Source organism: Pseudomonas sp. GW821-FHT07F01, from assembly GCF_059418825.1.
On record NZ_JBWKQO010000001.1, the window covers coordinates 304,480 to 322,286 of the forward strand.

The following is a 17,807-nucleotide window of genomic DNA, read 5'->3' on the forward strand; positions in this document are numbered from 1 at the left end:
CCAAGGTATTCATATCTGATATGGATTGGTTGATTAAGCGAGTTTCCCGCCATGGACATCTCCCTGCGGCACATCGAAGTGTTCCGCGCCATCATGCAGGCCGGCAGCGTCACTGGCGCCGCGCGCCTGCTGTTTACTTCGCAGCCCACCGTGAGTCGCGAGCTGGCCCGGCTGGAAACGCTTTCCGGCTTGCGCCTGTTCGATCGTGAAGGCGGGCGCCTGCTGCCCACGGCCCAGGCCCTGCTGTTGCTGGAGGAAGTCGAGCGGGCCTATGTGGGGCTGGAGCGGATCAACAGCGTGGCCCAGTCGATCCGCCGTTTCGAGCACGGCCAGTTGAGCCTGAGCTGCCTGCCGCTGTTCTCCCAGACCCTGCTGCCGCCGGTGTGCAAGCAGTTCCAGGCGCAGCACCCGGGCATCGGCCTGAGCATCACCGCCCAGGAATCGCCGCTGTTGGAAGAGGCCCTGAGCGCCCAGCGCCATGACCTGGGCCTGACCGAAAGCGAGCACCTGCCCCGGGGCACCCAGGGCGAACTGCTGTTCTGCGCCGACATGGTCTGCATCCTCGCGGACGACCATCCGCTGCTGGCCAGGCCACGGCTGGCGCTTGTGGATTTTCGCGGCCAGGACTTCATCAACCTCTCGGGCCTGGATATCTACCGCCAGACCCTGGATGAGCATTTTCGCCAGGCCGGGGTGGATCGCCGGATAGTGGTGGAAACCACCAACGCAGCTTCGGTGTGCGCCATGGTGCGCCAGCGGCTCGGGGTGGCGATCATCAATCCCTTGAGTGCCATGGAAGAGGCCGGGCGCGGCCTGGCGATCCGGCCGTTGCAGCTGTCGGTGCCCTATCGGGTGATGCTGATCCGCCCGGATTACCGGCCCTCGTCGAGTTTTGTCGAGGGTTTCAGTGAAGCCCTGCGCACCCAGGCCAAGGCACTGCAAGAGCAGGTCGGGCGGATAGTGCAGGGAGGGCAAGGGGTGAATCGCTCAGGCTGATGGGGGGCGTGGCCCAATGTTCAGCTTGTTGGTGAAGAGGGCGCGCTGGCGTTTCAGGGAAACATGTCCCTCTCGTATGGCGGCAGACAGTTACCGAGGATAGCCCTGCGGTCGGCCGATCTTGTGGCAAGCCTCAGGTGCAGGCCCGGACCGTAGCGACTCAACCCCCTGACCAGTTCTGGAGTCAAATAAAATGCCTATTGCCATTCACGCACGCAACAACACCGCCGCTGCGCAGCAAGTCGCCATCAGGAATACCGCCCAGGGCAACAACCTGGCCAACGTCAACATACCTGCCCAGGGCAACGTGGTTCTTTATGTCCTGCAAGCGGATGCCAGTGCCGACCTGTATCTGATCTGCAATGCCAATGCTGCCCAGGCTGCCCAGTTGAGCGTCGTCTACCAGGGCCATAGCAGTGTGGTTCAAGACAGCGACTGGGCCCGCCAATGGACAGTCGATGGTGCCGTGGATGGCGTACAGCTGGACCTGGCATAGCGGGAAAAACTCGCTGGCAAAGACCATCCTGCGCACGCCTTCCCCGTAGGAGCCAGCTTGCTGGCGAAGGCGCTCTCACGGGCGCCTTCGCTGGCAAGCCAGCTCCTACAAGGAGGGCGGTTTTGTGCGGAGGTTAGCGCTCGATCGCCAGGGCCACGCCCTGGCCGCCGCCGATGCACAGGGTCGCCAGGCCCTTTTTGGCATCACGCTTGATCATTTCATGCAGCAGGGTCACCAGCACCCGGCAGCCCGATGCACCAATCGGGTGGCCGATGGCGATCGCACCGCCGTTGACGTTGACCTTGCTGGCGTCCCATTCCAGCTCCTTGGCCACCGACAGCGACTGCGCGGCGAAGGCTTCGTTGGCTTCGATCAGGTCCAGCTGGTCCAGGGTCCAGCCGGCCTTGTCCAGGCAGCGGCGGGTGGCCGAGACCGGGCCGATGCCCATGATCGCCGGGTCGACGCCGGCGTTGGCGTAGGCAGCAATTTTTGCCAGCACCGGCAGGCCCAGGGCCCGGGCCTTGCTGGCGCTCATCAGCATCACCGCGGCAGCGCCGTCGTTCAGCGCCGAGGCGTTGCCGGCGGTGACGCTGCCGTCTTTCTTGAACGCCGGCTTGAGTTTGGCCAGGGCTTCGGCGGTGGTGCTGGGGCGTGGCTGCTCGTCGGTGGCGAAGGTCAGCGGCTCGCCCTTGCGCTGGGGAATCTGGATCGGGGTGATCTCGTCGACAAAGCGCCCGGCCTCGATGGCCGCCGCGGCTTTGTGCTGGGAAGCGGCGGCGAAGGCGTCCTGGGCTTCACGGCTGATGCCGTATTTCTCCACCAGGTTCTCGGCGGTGATGCCCATGTGATAGTCGTTGAAGGCGTCCCACAGGCCGTCGCTGATCATGGAGTCGACCATCTGGCTGTGGCCCATGCGCAGGCCGGTGCGGGCGCCGGGCAGCACGTAGTTGGACAGGCTCATGTTTTCCTGGCCGCCGGCGATGATCACCTCGGCATCGCCGCAGCGGATGGCCTGGGCGCCCAGGTGCAGGGCCTTGAGGCCGGAGCCGCAGACCTTGTTCAGGGTCATGGCGGGTACCGCGTGGGGCAGGCCGGCCTTGATCGCGGCCTGGCGGGCGGGGTTCTGCCCGGCGCCGGCGGTGAGTACCTGGCCCATGATCACTTCGTCGACCTGGGCCGGGTCGATGCCGGTCTGGGCCAGCAATTGGCGGATGACCGCGGCGCCCAGGTCAACGGCGGGAATGTTCGCCAGGGAGCCCTGGAAACTGCCCACGGCGGTGCGGGTGGCGGCAACGATTACGACGTCTTGCATGATGGGGCTCCTCAGGCGAACTGCATTTCAGGCACGTGGTCCGGCACGATCAGCTTGCCGGCGGTCTTGCTGACGATTTCCTCGACGCTGACCCCGGGGGCGCGCTCCTTGAGGATGAAGGCGCCGTTCTCGATCTCCAGGTACGCAAGGTCGGTGAGCACGCGCTTGATGCACTGGGCGCCGGTCAGCGGCAGGCTGCAACGGCTGAGCAATTTGGATTCGCCGTCTTTCGAGGCGTGGGTCATGGTGACGATGATGTTCTCGGCACCGGCCACCAGGTCCATGGCGCCGCCCATGCCCTTGACCAGCTTGCCGGGGATCATCCACGAGGCGATATTGCCCTGCACGTCCACTTCGAAGGCGCCGAGCACGGTCAGGTCGATATGGCCGCCGCGGATCATCGCGAAGGATTCGGCGGACGAGAAGATCGAGGCGCCGATGCGCGCGGTCACCGTCTGTTTGCCGGCGTTGATCATGTCGGCGTCGACTTCGTCCTCGGTGGGGAAGGCGCCCATGCCCAGGAGGCCGTTTTCCGACTGCAGCATGACTTCCATGCCGTCGGGGATGTAGTTGGCCACCAGGGTCGGGATGCCGATGCCAAGGTTGACGTAGAAGCCGTCCTGCAGTTCGCGGGCGACGCGCTGAGCCATTTGTTCGCGGGTAAGAGCCATGTTTGTTGTCCTTTTAGTCGGGCTGGGGAAGGGCGATCACTTGCGCACGGTGCGCTGTTCGATGCGCTTCTCGAAGGTGCCGCAGATGACCCGGTCGACGTAGATGCCGGGGGTGTGGATCTGCGTCGGGTCCAGCTCGCCCGGTTCGACGATTTCTTCCACTTCGACCACGGTGATCTTGCCGGCGGTGGCCGCCAGGGGGTTGAAGTTCTGCGCGGTGTGGCGGTAGACCACGTTGCCGAAGTGGTCGGCCTTCCAGCCCTTGACGATGGCGAAGTCACCGGTGATGGACTCTTCCATCAGGTAGGTGCGGCCCTTGAATTCGCGGGTTTCCTTGCCGTCGGCCACCGGGGTGCCGACGCCGGTGGCGGTGAAGAAGGCCGGGATCCCGGCGCCGCCGGCGCGCATTTTTTCCGCCAGGGTGCCCTGGGGGGTCAGTACCACTTCGATCTCGCCGCTGAGCAACTGCTTCTCGAACAGGGCGTTTTCACCCACGTAGGAAGCGATCACCTTGCTGATCTGGCGGTCTTCCAGGAGCACGCCCAGGCCGAAACCGTCGACCCCGCAGTTGTTGGACACCACGGTCAGGTCGCGGGTACCGCGGCGCTTGATCTCGGCGATCAGGTTTTCGGGGATACCGCACAGGCCGAAGCCGCCGGCGATCACGGTCATGCCGTCTTGCAGACCTTCCAGGGCTTCCTCGTAGGACGCCACGCGCTTGTCGAAACCTGCCATTTGCACCTTCCTCTTTCTTGTTCGTTGGCGGCTGGCCAGCCGTTTGCGGGCCAGTGTTGCGCCGCGGGATTGATTTGTTAAGTTGATTTTTAAGGTTGATTGATTGGAAAAGCAGCATAATCCAGGGCGGCATACACCCAAGAGAATGGCAGATGACGGTTAAACAGATACGGGCATTTCTGGCCGTGGCCCACAGTTTGAGCTTTGCCCTGGCCTGCGAACGGCTGCACCTGTCGCAGTCGGCCCTGAGCCTGACGATCAAGGCGCTGGAGGAAGGCCTGGGTGGGCGCCTGTTCACGCGCAATACGCGCAATGTGGCCCTGACCCCGGAAGGCGAGGCCCTGCTGCCCCTGGCGCGGCGTCTGATCGCCGACTGGGACAACGCCGAGGACGAACTGCGCCAGCGTTTCACCCTGCAGCGAGGCCGGGTGACCCTGGCGGCGATGCCGTCCTTTGCCGGCAACCTGCTGCCGCCGATCCTCAAGCACTTTCGGGCCCGCTATCCCCAGGTCAACGTGACGGTCAACGATGTGGTCAACGAGCAGGTGCTGGAGATGGTCCGTGATCGCGAGGTGGAGCTGGGGGTGGCGTTCGAGCCCCAGGACAGCACCTCGCTGGTGTTCACCCCGCTGTACATCGACCGCTTTGTCGCCGTGGTGCCCCGGGATTCGCCCCTGGCCCGGCGCAGCGAGATCGACTGGCAGGCGCTGTTGCAGGAGCCCTTCATCACCTTGCAGCGGCCGTCCACGGTGCGGGTGATGCTCGAAGATCACCTGCGGGCACGGGGCGTGCAACTGCCGGTGGAGTTTGAAAGCCACCAGTTGGCGACCGTGGGGCGCATGGTCGCCAGCGGCCTGGGGGTGAGTGCGGTGCCGGCGCTGTGCGCCCAGCAGATGCGCGAGCTGGGCGGGCACTGCCTGACCCTGCATGATCCGGTGGTGGAGCGGGCCATTGGTGTACTGACCAAGCCGGGGGACGAGCTGTCCACCGCGGCCCAGGCGCTGTTCGACATCCTGCGCGAGGAAAACCTCGGCCAGCGCCTGGCGCTACTCTGAGGCTCAACGCAGCAGACGTTCGGCCAACTGGGGCAGCAACAGGTCACAGGGCTCGCCGAGCTTGAGGTCCAGCAGCTCGTCGGCGCGGGTCTTGCCGAAGTTGATGGCCAGCAGCGGCTTGCCTTGCTCGGCCACGGCGCGGCACAGGCGGAACGCCGAATAGGCCATCAGCGACGAACCCACCACCAGCAGGCCTGCGGCTTCGTGCACGGCGCTCAAGGCCCGGGCAGCGGTGGCCGCGGCCACGTTCTCGCCGAAGAACACCACATCGGGTTTCAATCGCGAGCCATTGCAGTAGGGGCAGTGGGGCACCTGAAAGCGTTCCTCGAAGGCCGGGTCCAGCAGGGTGTCGCCGTCCGGCGCCTGCACCGCGTCAACGCCGGCCAGGTAAGGGTTGTGCGCCTCCAGTTGCTGCTGGATGGCCTCCCGCTGGCTGCGCTGGCCGCAGTCCAGGCACAAGACCCGCTGCAGGCTGCCGTGGAGCTCGATGACCTCCAGGCTGCCGGCCTCGTCGTGCAGGGCATCGACATTCTGAGTGATCACCCCGGCGATCCGGCCTGCGGCCTGCAATTGCGCCAACGCCTGGTGCGCGGCATTCGGTCGGGCCTGGCGAATGCGCGGCCAGCCGAGCATGGCCCGGGCCCAGTAGCGGCGACGGGCTTCGGGCTGGGCGAGGAATTCCTGGTACATCATCGGCTGGCGGCCACGGCGCACGCCCTCGCTGTCGCGGTAGTCGGGGATCCCCGACGGGGTGCTGATACCGGCGCCGGTGAGGACCATGAACGGCTTGCCGTGCATGGCGGCGGCGAGTTGTTCGAGCGGCGGGGCAGTGGGGCGATCGATCATGGGCTGCGCTCGTCTGTAGAGGGGACGGTTATCAGGAATAAACGCAAAACCCCGGGGATGCCAGGGTTTTGCGTCGATGGCTGGGCGGTCGCCCCGGCGAGGGCACCAGATCTACAGCCTGAACACGTTCACCTGCTGCTCCAGGTTTTGCGCCAGTTGCTGCAGGGAGCGGGCGGTCTCGGTGGTTTCCTCCACGGCCTGGCTGTTCTGCTGGGACATCTGGGCAATGCGCTCGACGTTGCGCGCCACATCCTGGCTGGCGGCGGTCTGTTCCCGCAGGGCCAGGGAGATCTGGTCCACCACCCGCACCACATTGCCGGAGGAGGTGCGGATATTGACGATGGCCTCGCCGGCCTGCTGGGCCTGTTCGACGCCGCTTTTCACCTGATTGACTCCGACGTCCATGCTGCTCACCGCTTCCCGGGTGCCCAGCTGGATCTTGTCGACCATCTCGGTGATCTCCTGGGTCGAATTGGCCGTGCGCTGGGCCAGCAGGCGCACTTCATCGGCGACCACGGCAAAGCCACGGCCTTGCTCGCCGGCCCGGGCGGCCTCGATGGCCGCATTGAGGGCCAGCAGGTTGGTTTGCTCGGCAATGCCCTTGATCACACTGACAATGCTGGAGATCTGTTCGGCATGCTGGCCCAGTTCACCGATCTGGGTGGCCGAAGCCTGCACGGTCTCGGCGATCAGACGCATGCTGCCCAGGGTGTCCTGGATCACGCTGCCGCCTTCCTCGGACTGGCGCCCGGATTCGCTGGACAGGGCATGAGCGTCCCCGGCGTTGTCCGCCACATGGTTGATGCTCACCGTCAGTTCTTCCACCGTGGCGGCCATGGATGAGGCCGAGTGGGACTGTTCCTGGGCCGATGCCGAGAGCTGCAGCGAGGCACTGGAAATGCTCTGGGAGGCGCTCACCAGTTGCTCGGCTCCCAGCTTGATCTGGCTGATCATCGACCGCAGGCGCTCCTGCATGGCGGCGAAAGCCTGCTGCAGCTCGCTGACTTCATCGCGCCCCTGGGTGCTGATGCGGTTGTCCAGGTGGCCGGCGGCGATGGCCTCGGCCACTTCCACGGACTGGCGGATGCGTCCCACCAGGTTGCTCGACAGCGACCAGGCAACGAGCATGGCCAGCAGTGCCGCCAGCATGCCGCCGCCGAGCAGGATCGCCAGGGCCGAAGCCTTGGCGTTGTCCATGGCCTGGCTGCGGGCGTCCTGCAGGCTTTTTTCCGCTTCGCGCAACTCACTGGTGAGCTGGCGCATGGCGTCCATCTTGGCCTTGTCGCGGCCGGCGCTGATCTGCTCGGCCATGGCGGTGGCCGGCTGAGTCCCGGCGTTGATCGCCCGGCGCAGGGCCAGGTTGCCCTGGATGTCCTCGCGCAGCCACTGGTCGTGCAGGGCCTTGAGTCGCTCCAGGCGCGCCTGCTGCTCGGGGTTGTCGGCGGTGCTGCTCTTGATCCGGGCGTAGTAGTCGGTAAAGGCTTTTTCGCCTTGTTCCAGAGGTTCGAGGAAGCTGTCGCGACCGGTCAGGGCATAACCGCGCATGCCGGTCTCGATATTGATCAGGCTGCGCAAGAGGGCGTCGGACTGGTTCAGCACTTCATGGCTGTGGATGGTGCTTTTGACGCTGCTGCTGACTTGATCGAAGCCGCGCAGGGCCGCCAGCACCAGCAGCAGGAGGATCAGCAGGACGACGCCGAAACCGGCATAGAGCTTTTGCGAAATGCTCAGATTGGAAAACATAGGAAGGACCGCTCCTAAACCGTTGACTGAATGCTTCACAGGGGCGTGCCTCGATGAGGCAGCGTGATAGCTCAATGATATTTAAATGACATCAACGGTCCGACTTTTCCTATACAAAAAAAGTTTCATGTACAGGAAAATATTTTTGCGGGGCATGCAGAAGGGCGCGCCGAGCATCGCCCCAAGGGGGGCGGCTCGGCGTGCGGCAGGGGTCAGCTGGAGTGGGCGTTGCTGTCTTCTTCGGGGTCGACGCTTTCGGTCTGCCCCGGCAACTCGGTGATCACGCTGAAGTCGCTGACTTCCACCGCCCCCAGGCCATAGCCCAGCAGGTGGAAGGAGAAGGCCTTGCGGGTTTCCGGGTTGTCGAAGCTGAAGTCCATCTGCAACGGCTGGTCGGGTGTGACCAGCATTTCTTCCGGCAGGCCCAGGGGCACGTCCTGTTCCAGTTCCTTGCCCTTGAGCAGGATGTAGGCATTTTGCTGCGGGTCGGCGGAGCGCACGGTGAAGCGCACCCGGGTCTGGGAGCCCTTGGGCATTTCCAGGTACTGGGCGCCGATCAGGTTGTCGGCCCAGTCGTCCTTGATCTGCGCCTGCAGCGGGATGATCGCCGGGCTGCCGAACTGGTAGTGCTGGTTCAGCGGCGACTGCAGCAGGCTGCGGTCCAGGTTCGCCGCACGCGCGCTGATCTGCCGGGCCCGCAGGCCTCCGTATTGACCCTGCAGGCTGGCGCTGTCGGCGATGAAACCGGGGCTGGCGTAGTAGCGGCAGCGCTGTTGGAAGTCGCACTCGGTGAAGGTGCCCTGGCCATCGTGGTAGCGCAGCTTGCCGTTGGTGTAGGACATGATTTCCCGGCCCTGGGCATAGTCGCGCAACAGCGAGCGGCCGCTGAGGCTGGCGGGCACCGGCAGGCCGAAGTAGTCCAGCACCGAGGCGCTGAGGTCGACGTGGCCGTAGGTGCCGGACTTGAGATGGGGCAGCAGGTCCTGGTCCGGGGCGAGCATCAGGTTGAAGCCCCAGGACGAAGCCAGGCGCACGCCGTCGATGCCGTGGGACTCATCGGAGGTAATGATCACCAGGGTGTCCTTGAGCACGCCCTTGCGCTCCAGGCCCGTGAGGAACTGGTCGATGGCGTCGTCCAGGTAGCCCACGGCGGCCTGCTTCGGCGTCTCATAGCGCTCCAGGTAGTCCTCGGGCGCCGAGTAGGGCTGGTGGGTGCCGACGGTCAGCAGGGTGAGCATCCACGGCTTCTTGTTCTTCTTCAGCTGGTCGACGTAGCCCAGGGCGCCTTCGAAGAAGGCCTTGTCGTCCTTGCCCCAGGGGAACTCCAGGTAGTTGTCGTTCTTGAACCACTCCAGGCCGTGGGTCGAATCGAAGCCGATGTGCGGCATGATCTTGTCCTTGGCCATGAAGCGCAGGCCGGCGCCCTGCAGGTAGTGGGTGTTGAAACCGAACTTGTGCATCTGCGCCGGCAGGCAGGCCTGGTTGCGCTGGCTCTGGGTGAGCATCTCGACGCCCTTGGGGGTGCCGTTGTCGAGCTTGTCGTAGTCGCCGCAGAGCATGGCGTACAGGCCGCGGATGGTCTGGTGGCTGTGCAGCACGTAGTCCGGGGTGTTCATGCCGCGCTCGGCCCAGGCGCTGAGCTTGGGCATCAGGTCTTCCTGGTAGCGGCTGTTCAGGGCTTCGCGGTTGGTGCGGATATAGGCACCGGGAATGCCTTCGAGGGTGATCAGCAGCACGTTGCGCGCGCGGCCTGCGCTGGGCAGCAGCGGCTGGCCTTCCAGGTCCAGGCGGGTGAGCCCGGCCATGGGCGGTGGGACATCGGCGACGTCGCCTTGCAGCCAGTCCTCCACCTGCATCTGCGCCTGGCCGGTGGCGGTGGCCAGGGCCTGGTGGGGCAGGTTGAACAGTTGCCACTGGTCGGCTTCGCTGGGCTTGAGGTACTGGATGCCGCCGTGGGCCACCAGCAACAGCACCGGCAGGCTCCAGCTATGGCGCGGCAGTGCCGGGGGGCGCACCCCGCGGTGGGCGCGCTGGACCACCAGCCACAACACCAGCCCCAGCAACAGCGCCAGGCCCAGGTCCGGGTGGGTCAGGCCGCCGCCGGTGGAGTTGCCGACAAACTGCGGGTCCACAAGGTAGTGCAGGTCGGCGAGGTTGGGCATGCGCCCCACGGCGCTTACCAGCTCGGCGCTGACCAGGGTCAGCAGGGCCCAGACCAGCAGCACCGGCAGCGCCAGCCACCAGGGCCGGCGGTACAGGAGTACGGTCAGCAGGCTGGCGCTGGCCAGGTCCGACAGATAGCCCAGCGGGTTGGACCAGCCCAGGGCCAGGCGCGCGCCCATGGGCAGCAGCAACAGCAGGCCGAACAGGGCGCACAGGGGGGCAAGAGGGTGTTGTAGGCAACGACGGATCAACTTCACAAATAACCTGCCTGTCATCAAATCTTCACGCAAATGTGCGCGATCTTAACAAGAGCTGACGGCAAGACGTTTCTTAATCGTCAAGGAAAGACCTGGGGTCAGGCTTTGCGAATCGCCCCCAAGAGGCGGTGGAATCCGTGCAAAGCCCCAGCCTGGAAGGCTGGCGGCGAACAGGGGCAGGTTTCACACCGCTTGGATTTACTATTTCAGGTTGTTAAAAAAATGTGCCTTGGGTGCTGATGCCGATCAATCAAGGGCAAGCACTGTAAGGGGGGGGCAGGGGAGCTTGCTCCGGCACCTATCGCGACCACTTGATGATCAGCCGGGCGAAAAACGCGCCGCTGACAATCACCGCGAACAGGCGCAGGGTCTGCATCGCCAGCACCAGGCCGACATCCGAATGGGTGTCCACCGCGATGATCGCCATGGCGTCCAGGCCGCCGGGGCTGGTGGCCAGGTAGACCGAGAGAAAGTCCTTGCCCATCCACAGGGCCAGCCCCCAGGCAGAGAGGGCACAGAGGGCGATCAGCAGCAGGGCGCCGCCGATCATCGCCGGCAGGTGGCCGAACACATAGCTCAGGGTCGGGCGGTCGAAGCGCAGGCCGATATAGCCGCCGATGGCGCCGTAGGCACAGGCCAGCAGCCAGGACGGCAGGCTGATCTGCAACAGCCCGCTGACCTGCAGCGCGCCGCCCAGCAGCAGCGGCACCAGCAGGGCCCCGGCAGGCACCCGCGAACCCAGGAGCACACCGCAGACGATCGCCACGATGCTCAGGCCAACATTCGGCAGGCTCATGCCGTGCAGGGCCATCTGGCTGGCGTGGGCCTCGCTGCCGCTGGCCGGAGCGCCGATCCAGTGGCTGACGAGGGCCCCGACCATCACCACGCACACCACCCGCACGTATTGCATGGTGGCCACCACCCGTGAGTCGGCGCCGAACTCGTCGGCCATCGACACCATGGCCGAGGCCGCACCGGGCGCCGTGCCCCAGGCCGCGGTGCTGGCGGCAATCGCGCCGAAGCGCACCAGCACCAGGCCCACCAGGGCGCTGAGGCTGACGGTGAGCAGGGTGGCCACCAGCATCACGTGCCAGGACTGGAGCATGGCCGTGAGCACGGCGAGGGTCATGGAGTGGGCGGCGAGCATGCCCACCGAGCCCTGGCCCAGGCGAAACGCCAGGCGCGGCACGCGGATGCTGGCACCGCACACGCCAAACAGGATCGCCGTGAGCATCGGCCCGAGAAACTGCCCGGCGGGAATCTCCAGGTACTTGAGCAACTGGCCGCTTATGCCGGCCAGCAACAGCCAGGCCGGCCATTGCAGCGCCTGGGGCCAGGTATTCAGGGATAGACGAAGCGATGGCGACAAGGGACGACTCTCCAAGACGCTGGCCACTCCTGTTGCGGGAGCGGTAAAACCTGCGCCGGAGCAAATTATTGATAGCGCGATTGATCAAGTCCAGTTTCTAATTGTGATCAACTCATAACTATTGTTGATCGATCATGGACCTGCGCGACCTGACCTATTTCGACACCATCGCCGAGCTCGGCCACCTGGGCCGGGCGGCGCAGAAGCTCAACCGCAGCCAGCCGGCGCTGACCAAGAGCATCCAGCGCCTGGAGGAGTCCTTCGGCACCAAGCTGTTCGAGCGTGAAGGCCGCGGCATCAAGCTCACCGCCGTGGGTGAGTTGCTGCAGCGGCGCAGCCGGCAACTGCAGCAGAACATCGCCGAGACCCACCGCGAGGTGCGGGACTTCGCCAGCGGCGTGCTCGGCAACATCCGCCTGGGCTGCGCCGCCAGCATGGCCGAACACCTGCTGCCGCAGATGACCGCCACCTTGCTGGAGCGGGCCCCGGACATCACCTTGAACCTGGTGATCGGCCAGGACGACCTGTTGCGCGAGTCCCTGCGCTCCGGGCGCCTGGACATGGTCATCTGCCCGATGTTCGAAGGCGACCCGCACCTGAGCCACCACACCCTGTTCGAAGACCGGGCGGTGGTGGTGGCCAGCCGCGACCACCCGATATTCGCCACGCCCATGCGCCTGCGCGACTTGTGCGCCTACCGCTGGGTGCTGCCGGGCACCCGGGTGTCGGCGCGACGCTGGATCGACAACGTGTTCCAGAGCCATGAACTGCCGCTGCCCTCGGTGCAGATAGAGACCAACACCATCTCCCTGTTGCCGCGGCTGATCGCCAAGACCGGGCTGCTGAGTTTTCTGGCCCGGGAAACCCTGGACGACTTCAAGGGCATCGCCCACCTGCGGGAAGTGCCCCTGGCGCAAACCTGCATGCGCCGCAGCATCGTGGTGCTGGTACGCGCCGAAGGCTACCTGTCGCCCGCAGCCCAGGCCCTGCTGGATCTGCTCAAGAGCGATGGGCGGCAATTCTTCACGGCGGGTGACGCCCTGTGAGCCAGGGCGGCGCAGGGCCTGGGGTCATTCGCCGCGGATGTACTGCTCCAGCTGGCGGATCAGGTCGGCCTGTTCGGCGATCGCTTCCTTGACCAGGTCGCCGATGGACAGCAGGCCCAGCAACTGGCCGTTTTCCACCACCGGCAGGTGGCGCAGGTGGCTGTCGGTCATGATGTTCATGCAGGTGTCCACGCTCTGGTGCGAGTCCACGGTGATTACCGGCGAGCTCATGATCGCGCTGACCGGGGTGCCCACCGAGGAGCGCCCGTGGAGCACCAGCTTGCGCGCGTAGTCGCGCTCGCTGATGACCCCGACCACCACGCCATTCTCCAGCACCGGCAAGGCGCCGACGTTTTTCTCGGCCATCACCATCAGCGCCTCCAGGACCATCTGGTGCGGGGCGATGGTGTGCACTTGCTGGTTGTGCTTGGCCTTGAGTTTCAGCAGTTCTGCGACGCTCTTCATGGGGCGCTCCGGTTGTTCTACGTGGGGCGGCGATGCGCCGCCCTGAGGGGTTTCTAAAGAATCGTAGAGACTCGGCCAACCAGCAAGGCTGAAAACGGCAGATAAACGGCGAAAAACGTCACCCCGAGGATTTTTTTCACCACGGCGCCGATAAAGGGGCCGTTGCCGTCAGTTGAAGCGGTGCAGAGAAAAACTTTCCAGGTCGATTTCGCTGCAGCCGTCCACGTGCTGCTGGGCCAGGGCTTCGCCAATCGCCGCCGAATGCTTGAAGCCATGGCCGGAACAGGCGCTGACCACGGTGACATTGGCCAGGCGCGGGTGGCGGTCGATGATGAACCCCGAATCCGGGGTCACGGTGTAGGCACAGACACTGGCCTTCACCAACTCGGGGGCCAGCCCGGCGATATGGGGGGCGATCAGTTTGTGGAACAGGCGCTGGGCGTCGGCGCTGCTGGGCTGGCGGTCGAGGCTGTCCGGCTGGCTGCTGGCGCTGTACTGCTCGGTGGCGATCTTCACGCTGCCTTCGCCGGGAATCGGCGGGAAGCCGTAGCAGGCGTCCACGTCATCGGCGCTGTGGAGAATGAAGCTCGGGGAGCGGGCCGGGTAGCGCTCGGGCTCATCCAGGCGGAACCAGTACAGCTGCTGGCGGCACACCTGCAACAGCGAATCGAAGGGCGCCCCCAGCAACTGCGCCGACCACATGCCGGCGCTGACGATGACCTGTCGAGCAAACAGCCGCGAGCCGTCGCTGATGATGTGCACCCCGTCATCCTGGGCGTCCAGCTCCAGCACTGTCTGACCGGTGATCAGGGTTGCCCCCAGTTGCCGGGCCCGGGTCAGTTGCGCATCGATGCAGCGTTCCGGGCGGACAAAGCCGCCGCCGGGTTCGAAGTAGCCCCGGGCGCTGTCATCCAGCGGGGCGAACTGCGGGAAGCGCCGGCGGATCTCGGCGGCGTCCAGCTCCTGGTGCTCGATGCCATAGCGCCGGGCCAGCTCGATGCTGTTGTCGGTGAAGTCCCGGGCCTCTGCCGGGCGCTGCGGGTCGGTGCTGGCGGTCATCACCAGCACCCCGCATTGCTCGAACAACTGCACATCCAGCTCCGCCTCCAGTTCGCGCCAGATCTGCTGCGAGCGGATCGCCAGGGGCACGTAGGCCGCGCCTTCGCCCACCGCCTGGCGGGTGATGCGGGTGTCGCCGTGGCTGGAGCCCAGGTCGTGGGGCGGGGCGAAGCGGTCGATGCCCGCCACCCTTACCCCGCGCTTGGCCAGTTGATAGAGGGTGGCGGCGCCCATGGCGCCCAGGCCTACGACTACAACATCGAAATCCGGTGTGTGCACGGCAAGATCCTTGGGATGGAAGGCTCAGCAGTTATTGGTTATTGATAGTGGCCAGGGTCATGGGCGCGATGATCCGGTGGAACGGCGCCACCGGCAGCATGTACAGGCGCCCCAGGCGGTTGTGCGGGTGGACCACGGTGGACAGCACCACCGGGCGCCGGCCCTCGGCGTCCAGCGGCAGGCGGTTGAGCGACAGGTGCACGTCCAGGTGCTTGTCGCGGTCCACCACCAGCACCTCGTCAGGGCTCTGGGAAATCAGGGTGAAGATACCCACCCGGTCGCCGGGCTGGTAATCCTCGTCGGGGCGCGACAGGTCGATGCGGGTCAGGCGCCCCAGGTCCTTGAGGCCGAACAGCTGCACCACGCGGTTGCGCAGGCCCATCAGGCGGTCGATCCAGGCCGGGGTCTGGCTCATCAGGCACAGCAGGTGACGCATGGCGCTGCGTTCGGGGTCCTCGGCCAGGGTGCGGCGGCAGTCGATGAAGGTGGCACCCGGGGCCAGGGCCGCGATGCTGGAGTCATGGGGCAACGGGCAAGGGTGTACGGCAGACTTCATCGGTGCAGCTCCCTGAAAGTTGGCGGCCTTGGCTTCATGCCGATCAGCCACGCCAGAAGCCGCAAAAAATACCACTTCCTGAGGCGAGGAACCTGCTGTTGTGTAGCGGCCAGTTGCCGCTGGGCAATGGCCGCGCCGGGATTCGGCTGTTATCAGCCCGAAGGGGGCCGGTGCGAGCAGGAACCCTCGGGACCCGCCGGGCTGCTCAGTCCTGGTCCGCGCTCCTGTGTTCCAGCCAGCCAATGCTCTGCTTGCCATAGCCGGTGCTGTCCAGCAGGCGCCGGGCATCGAACCATTGCTGGCCCTCGTGGTTCTGCCATTGCTCGCCCCAGCTGTTGAGCACCTTGAGCCCTTCCTGGCACTGGCCCTGGGGCGTACACAGACGGGCATGTGCGTAGGCCACCAGGCTGTGCCGGTACTGCTCGGGGCATTTTTTCTGCTTGGCGCCGCGATACAGGCAGACGTTGGCAATGATCACCGGGTTGTCGGCATCGATCGCCTGTTTCAGCGCCGGGTACAGGCCGGCGAAGTTGTTCTGCGCGGCCGTTTCCGGCAGGGCGCGGATCTGCAGCTTGTCCTGGAGTTCGAAGAGTGCCCGGCGGCTCAGGCGCCGGCATTCGGGGGGGATGATGATGGCCGAGAAAAAACCGCCGAAGTGCGGCTTGCCCAGGGCCTGGGCGATGCCCCGGGGATCGCGGGTGGTGGCGTAGATGGCCTGGAGTTCGGCCACCTGCGTCGCGCTGGCGACACACTCGGTACAGGGGGCCTTGAGCCGGTTCTGCTGATAGAAGTCCTCCAGCGCTTTGAGTACTGCGCGCTGGGCCTTGACGTCCTCGGCGCTGATGGCGCCGCTGGGCACGAACTTGTCCTTGAACAGTTTCTCTTCGGAAAAGCACGCCTGGGACACCACGGAGCCCACCATCAGGGCCGCGGTTTCCAGGGTGTAGAGCGGGTCACCGCCCTCGTCGATGTCCTCGTAGGAGGCGACGCTGTCTACCTCGCCCGTGGGTTTGCGGCCAAAGCGTGCCATGTCCAGGGGCGCCGCCAGCTGGTTCTTGTCGATGCGGGTGCAGTCTTCCTTGGCCGCCTGGCACTGGTAATAGTTGAATACCGCCGCCGCGCTGTGGCTGAAGCACAGGCCCAGGCCCTGCTGCGAGGTCGCCAGCGGCATGTTGCCGATGGAGTGTTCGCTGCCCGGCGCCGGCTTGGCCGTAGAGGGCAGGGCCACCAGCGCCAGCACCGGTGGTGCGGCGCTGGCGTACAGCGGGAACAAGGCAGAAGCCAGCAAGAGCGCACGTAAGGTTGCATGCATGTCGAAGGACCTGTGGCGGTCATTGTACGAAGTGGGAGGGGAGCCGTGTCGGCTGAATCTAGCCAAAGTAATGGCTGTCTGCCAGCTGTAGTCGCTGCCGAGCGTTAGCGAGGCTGCGAAAGGGGCCGCAGGACCCTCTGTTGCCGGGATCGCCTATGTCGCTCCAGCCATTCGCGCCTGCGCCAGCGGCTGCAGGGAACGCAAAAAAGGCGCCCGAAGGCGCCAAGGATTCACCCCAACCGAGGGAGCCGGGTGAAGCCGTTCGCAGGAGTGTCGCGGTGGTAAGGCGCGACGTGAACGGAAAAAGGCGAGCGGTGCCCGCCAGCGGCGGGCAGCTTGAGTCATTTGCCCAGCTTGATCCTGGTCCAGCCGCGGTTCATCACGCGCTGGATGGCGATCGGCTGGTCCGGTACTGCGTAGAGGGTGGCCAGTACGGCCTGGGGCGGGTAGGACGCCGGGTCGTTGCGGATCGCTTCGTCCACCAGCGGCGTGGCCGCCGCGTTGGCGTTGCTGTAGCCCAGGCTGTTGGTGACCTCGGCGATGATGTCCGCGCGCATCAGGAAATTCATGAACAGGTAGGCGTTGTCGACGTTGGTGGCGTCCTTGGGGATGGCCATCATGTCGTAGAAGCTGCCGGCGCCTTCCTTGGGAATGCTGAACGCGACCTTCTCCTTGTTGCCGGCCTCTTCGGCGCGGGAACGGGCCTGCAGCACGTCGCCGGAATAACCCACGGCCACGCAGATGTTGCCGTTGGCCAGGTCGGAGATGTACTTGGAGGAGTGGAAGTAGGTCACCGAAGGACGGATCTTCATGAACAGGGCTTCGGCTTCGAGGATCTGCGCCTTGTCCTTGCTGGTCACCGGGTAGCCCAGGTAGTGCAGGGCGGCGGGGAGCATCTCGGTGGGCGAGTCGAGGAAGCTGATGCCGCAGGCCTTGAGCTTCTCGGCGTTCTCCGGCTTGAACAGCAGGTCCCAGGAGTTGGTCGGGGCGTCGGCGCCCAGGGCCGCCTTGACCTTGTCCGGGTTGTAGCCGATGCCGATCGAGCCCCACATGTAGGGAAAGGCATGGGCGTTGTCCGGGTCGCTGGCGGAGGCGTTTTTCAGCAGCACCGGGTTGAGGTTCTTCCAGTTGGGCAAGCGGGACTTGTCCAGTTCCTGGTAGACCCCGGCCTTGATCTGCTTGGCCAGGAAGCTGTTGGACGGCACCACGATGTCGTAGCCGGACTTGCCGGTGAGCAGGCGCGCTTCCAGGGTTTCGTTGCTGTCGAAGACGTCGTAGGTGACGTGGATGCCGGTCTCGGCCTCGAACTTCTTCAGGGTGTCCGGGGCGATGTAGTCCGACCAGTTGTAGACGCGCAGCACTTTGTCGTTGGCTTGAGCGCCGGTAACCATTGCGCCCATCAAGGACAGTGAGAGCAGAGTCCTGCCAAGCATTTTCATCACTACAA

General features: G+C 65.4%; 16 protein-coding genes. 4 read left to right on the forward strand and 12 right to left on the reverse strand.

Translation table 11 applies throughout. From position 1 onward, the window contains the following. The first annotated feature begins 51 nt into the window (after positions 1–51). Both AC07R1_RS01360 and AC07R1_RS01365 read left to right on the forward strand, forming a co-directional pair. Positions 52–996, forward strand: a complete 945-nt coding sequence (locus AC07R1_RS01360; RefSeq protein WP_011060617.1) for a LysR family transcriptional regulator — start codon at positions 52–54, stop codon at positions 994–996. Between the two features lie 193 nt (positions 997–1,189). Beyond that, on the forward strand, positions 1,190–1,492 hold the full coding sequence (locus AC07R1_RS01365; RefSeq protein ID WP_015635102.1) for a hypothetical protein: 303 nt from the start codon (positions 1,190–1,192) through the stop codon (positions 1,490–1,492). A gap of 133 nt (positions 1,493–1,625) precedes the next feature. Here AC07R1_RS01365 and AC07R1_RS01370 read toward each other — a convergent pair whose 3' ends face one another. From AC07R1_RS01370 to AC07R1_RS01380, 3 genes are read right to left on the reverse strand one after another with little or no spacing between them, the layout of a single operon-like run. Next, positions 1,626–2,804 (reverse strand): acetyl-CoA C-acetyltransferase, encoded by a 1,179-nt coding sequence (locus tag AC07R1_RS01370; protein WP_495110005.1) that lies wholly within the window; start codon positions 2,802–2,804, stop codon positions 1,626–1,628. A gap of 11 nt (positions 2,805–2,815) precedes the next feature. Further along, the gene (locus tag AC07R1_RS01375) at positions 2,816–3,475 is read right to left on the reverse strand and encodes a CoA transferase subunit B (RefSeq protein WP_011060620.1); all 660 of its coding nucleotides are present in this window, start codon (positions 3,473–3,475) and stop codon (positions 2,816–2,818) included. Between the two features lie 36 nt (positions 3,476–3,511). Next, positions 3,512–4,210 (reverse strand): CoA transferase subunit A, encoded by a 699-nt coding sequence (locus tag AC07R1_RS01380; protein WP_011060621.1) that lies wholly within the window; start codon positions 4,208–4,210, stop codon positions 3,512–3,514. Between the two features lie 152 nt (positions 4,211–4,362). Between AC07R1_RS01380 and AC07R1_RS01385 the strand changes: the two genes are divergently transcribed. Continuing rightward, on the forward strand, positions 4,363–5,265 hold the full coding sequence (locus AC07R1_RS01385) for a LysR family transcriptional regulator (RefSeq protein ID WP_015635104.1): 903 nt from the start codon (positions 4,363–4,365) through the stop codon (positions 5,263–5,265). 3 nt (positions 5,266–5,268) lie between these two features. Here the strand turns inward: AC07R1_RS01385 and AC07R1_RS01390 are convergent, their stop codons facing one another. The 4 genes from AC07R1_RS01390 to AC07R1_RS01405 all read right to left on the reverse strand — a co-directional run bounded on the left by AC07R1_RS01390 (position 5,269) and on the right by AC07R1_RS01405 (position 11,643). Further along, positions 5,269–6,111 (reverse strand): NAD-dependent protein deacetylase, encoded by an 843-nt coding sequence (locus AC07R1_RS01390; protein ID WP_019092914.1) that lies wholly within the window; start codon positions 6,109–6,111, stop codon positions 5,269–5,271. 111 nt (positions 6,112–6,222) lie between these two features. Next, positions 6,223–7,854 carry a methyl-accepting chemotaxis protein gene (locus tag AC07R1_RS01395; protein WP_019092913.1) on the reverse strand — a complete coding sequence of 544 codons (1,632 nt, stop codon included), beginning with the start codon at positions 7,852–7,854 and terminating at the stop codon, positions 6,223–6,225. 212 nt (positions 7,855–8,066) lie between these two features. Next, complete coding sequence (locus AC07R1_RS01400; protein ID WP_145714090.1) at positions 8,067–10,292, reverse strand: LTA synthase family protein; 2,226 nt, start codon at positions 10,290–10,292, stop codon at positions 8,067–8,069. Between the two features lie 280 nt (positions 10,293–10,572). Beyond that, complete coding sequence (locus AC07R1_RS01405) at positions 10,573–11,643, reverse strand: AbrB family transcriptional regulator (protein ID WP_041752151.1); 1,071 nt, start codon at positions 11,641–11,643, stop codon at positions 10,573–10,575. A 134-nt stretch (positions 11,644–11,777) separates the two neighbouring features. Between AC07R1_RS01405 and AC07R1_RS01410 the strand changes: the two genes are divergently transcribed. Then, on the forward strand, positions 11,778–12,689 hold the full coding sequence (locus tag AC07R1_RS01410) for a LysR family transcriptional regulator (RefSeq protein WP_011060629.1): 912 nt from the start codon (positions 11,778–11,780) through the stop codon (positions 12,687–12,689). Positions 12,690–12,713: 24 nt separating this feature from the next. Here the strand turns inward: AC07R1_RS01410 and AC07R1_RS01415 are convergent, their stop codons facing one another. The 5 genes from AC07R1_RS01415 to AC07R1_RS01435 all read right to left on the reverse strand — a co-directional run bounded on the left by AC07R1_RS01415 (position 12,714) and on the right by AC07R1_RS01435 (position 17,799). Continuing rightward, positions 12,714–13,154, reverse strand: coding sequence for a CBS domain-containing protein (locus tag AC07R1_RS01415; RefSeq protein ID WP_011060630.1), 441 nt, complete (start codon positions 13,152–13,154; stop codon positions 12,714–12,716). Positions 13,155–13,322: 168 nt separating this feature from the next. After that, positions 13,323–14,492 carry an N-methyl-L-tryptophan oxidase gene (gene solA, locus AC07R1_RS01420; protein WP_125063136.1) on the reverse strand — a complete coding sequence of 390 codons (1,170 nt, stop codon included), beginning with the start codon at positions 14,490–14,492 and terminating at the stop codon, positions 13,323–13,325. A 31-nt stretch (positions 14,493–14,523) separates the two neighbouring features. Further along, positions 14,524–15,048 carry a DUF2867 domain-containing protein gene (locus tag AC07R1_RS01425; RefSeq protein WP_495110006.1) on the reverse strand — a complete coding sequence of 175 codons (525 nt, stop codon included), beginning with the start codon at positions 15,046–15,048 and terminating at the stop codon, positions 14,524–14,526. A 205-nt stretch (positions 15,049–15,253) separates the two neighbouring features. Next, the gene (locus tag AC07R1_RS01430; RefSeq protein ID WP_495110007.1) at positions 15,254–16,360 is read right to left on the reverse strand and encodes a hypothetical protein; all 1,107 of its coding nucleotides are present in this window, start codon (positions 16,358–16,360) and stop codon (positions 15,254–15,256) included. Between the two features lie 341 nt (positions 16,361–16,701). Next, on the reverse strand, positions 16,702–17,799 hold the full coding sequence (locus AC07R1_RS01435) for a polyamine ABC transporter substrate-binding protein (protein ID WP_015635115.1): 1,098 nt from the start codon (positions 17,797–17,799) through the stop codon (positions 16,702–16,704). Between the last annotated feature and the right edge of the window lie 8 nt (positions 17,800–17,807).